The 994-nt window shown below is 67.3% G+C and carries 1 protein-coding gene; it reads right to left on the bottom strand.

What is annotated here, in order from left to right; translation table 11 throughout:
* Positions 1–24 precede the first annotated feature (24 nt).
* The gene (locus FNQ90_RS24695; protein WP_182608364.1) at positions 25–909 is read right to left on the bottom strand and encodes an IS5 family transposase; all 885 of its coding nucleotides are present in this window, start codon (positions 907–909) and stop codon (positions 25–27) included.
* Positions 910–994 lie beyond the last annotated feature (85 nt).

The raw sequence follows: 994 nt of genomic DNA, 5'->3' as shown, positions 1-994 counted from the left end.
AGAAAGTGTTGGGTAACCGGGTGATCACTCGTCTTTGAGGTCGTCGGCGAGGCGACGGGCCGCTTCGGTCTCGATGGGACCGCGGGGTTCGATCTCCTCGCCGGCGAGACGGGCGGCCATCAGCCGGATCATCGCGACCTTGATCATCGCCTCGGCGTGCGCGGTCTTGCGCTCGTAGTCCCGGGCCAACCTTCTGCACCGTCCCAGCCAGGAGAATGTCCGTTCCACCACCCACCTGCGGGGCAGCACCCGAAAGCCTTTCACATCCGCGTTGCGCGGCACGACGACGATCTCCAGGCCCTCCCGCTCCGCCGCCCAATCCACCAGGCCCGCGTCGACCGCGTTCACATAACCACCATCGACCCACACCAACCCGACGTGCGGAAACAGCTTCCCGATGTCGGCCAGGACGAGTTTGGCGCCCGCCCGGTCCTGCACGGAGGCCGAGTGGACCACCGCCCGCAACACCAGCCCGTAGGTGTCCACCAACAGATGCCGCTTGCGACCGCGCACCCGCTTGCCCGCGTCCCACCCGATCGCCTCCCCGCCCTGATGACTGCGGGCCGACTGCGAGTCCAACACCGCGGCCGAGGGCTGCGGATCCCGACCATCGGCCACCCGCACCCGATCACGCAACGCATCGTGCACCCGGTTCCACGTGCCATCGGCCGCCCATGCCCGAAACCACCGATAGGCCACATCCCACGGCGCCAGATCGCGCGGCACCATCCGCCACGCACACCCGCTGACCAGCACGTACAACACCGTGTCCACGACCAGCCGACGCGAAAACTTCAACGGTCGCCCACCGCGACGCGGATCCCGCACCGGCAGCAGCGGCTCGATCACCGCCCACTGCGCCTCGGTCAACGACGAGTCGTAGGAGGGCTTGCACACACAAACACACACGACGGTGATCCTCGCGCCGCCCCGGCCACGAGGATCACCACCCGCACATCACACCAAGCAACCGATCAGTTACCCAACACTTTCT

Source organism: Streptomyces alkaliphilus, from assembly GCF_014141535.1.
In the GTDB taxonomy this organism is placed as follows: Bacteria; Actinomycetota; Actinomycetes; order Streptomycetales; family Streptomycetaceae; genus Streptomyces; species Streptomyces alkaliphilus.
This window is presented reverse-complemented; position numbering and strand designations above follow the sequence as displayed.